The sequence below is a fragment of the Mycobacterium asiaticum genome (genome assembly GCF_001668675.1).
GTDB classification, from domain to species: Bacteria; Actinomycetota; Actinomycetes; order Mycobacteriales; family Mycobacteriaceae; genus Mycobacterium; species Mycobacterium asiaticum_D.
Genome location: NZ_LZKQ01000205.1, coordinates 1 through 895, shown reverse-complemented (window position 1 = coordinate 895; position 895 = coordinate 1). Strand labels below are relative to the sequence as shown.

General features: G+C 79.2%; 1 protein-coding gene. It reads left to right on the top strand.

Going from position 1 to position 895, the window contains the following annotated elements; translation table 11 throughout:
- Positions 1-895, top strand: an 895-nt coding sequence (locus A9X01_RS30580; RefSeq protein ID WP_216638925.1) for a hypothetical protein, incomplete at both ends; no start/stop codon positions are given.

The following is an 895-nucleotide window of genomic DNA, read 5'->3' as shown; positions in this document are numbered from 1 at the left end:
CGGCAACGGCGGCGGCGGCGGCACCGGTGGCGCCGGCGGCGCCGCGGGTACTGCCAACGCGGGTGCCGGTGCGGGCACCGCAGGTAACGGCGGGGCCGCGGGCAATGGGGGCGCGGCGGGCACCGCGGGCAAGGGCGGCGTCGGTGCGGCCGGCGCCAACGGCACCTCGGGCGTCAACGGCGGCGCCGGCTATAAGGGCGGCGACGGCGGTGCCGGCGGCAAGGGCGGCAACGGCGGTAACGGCGGCACCGGTGGCGCGGCCGGCGCCAGCAACGGCGGCACCGCGGGCAGCGCGGGCGCCAACGGCAACGGCGGCAACGCCAGCAACGGTGGCGCCGGCGGCGCGGCCGGAAGCGGTGGCGCCGGGATCACCGGCGCCAACGGCGTCAGCGACCAGAACAACTACGGCACCGGCATCGGCAGTGGCCAGGCCGGCGGTGACGGCGGGGCCGGCGGCAAGGGCGGAGACGGCGGCGCCGGTGGCAAGGGCGGCACCGGTGTGACCGCAGGCACCAACGGCACCGGCGGGGCCGGCGGCAAGGGCGGCAACTCCGGCCTGGCCGGCAACGGCGGGAACGGCGCGGCCGGTACCGCCACCAACACCACCGGCGGCGCAGGTGGCGCCGGCGGTAACGCGGGCGCCGTCGGCGCCGGCGGTGCGGGCGGCGCCAACGGCAGCGGCAGTGGGACCGGTACGGCGGGCTCATCCGGCACCGGCGCCAACGGTGGCAACGGTGGCAACGGTGGCAACGGTGCCGCGGGCACGACAGGCAACAGTGGGGTCAACGGCGGCAACCCGAACGGCGCCGACGGCACCGCCGGTGGCACCGGCGGAGCGGGCGGTGCCGGTGGCAAGGGCGCCGGCAACGCGAGCTTCAAAGGCGGCACCGGTGGT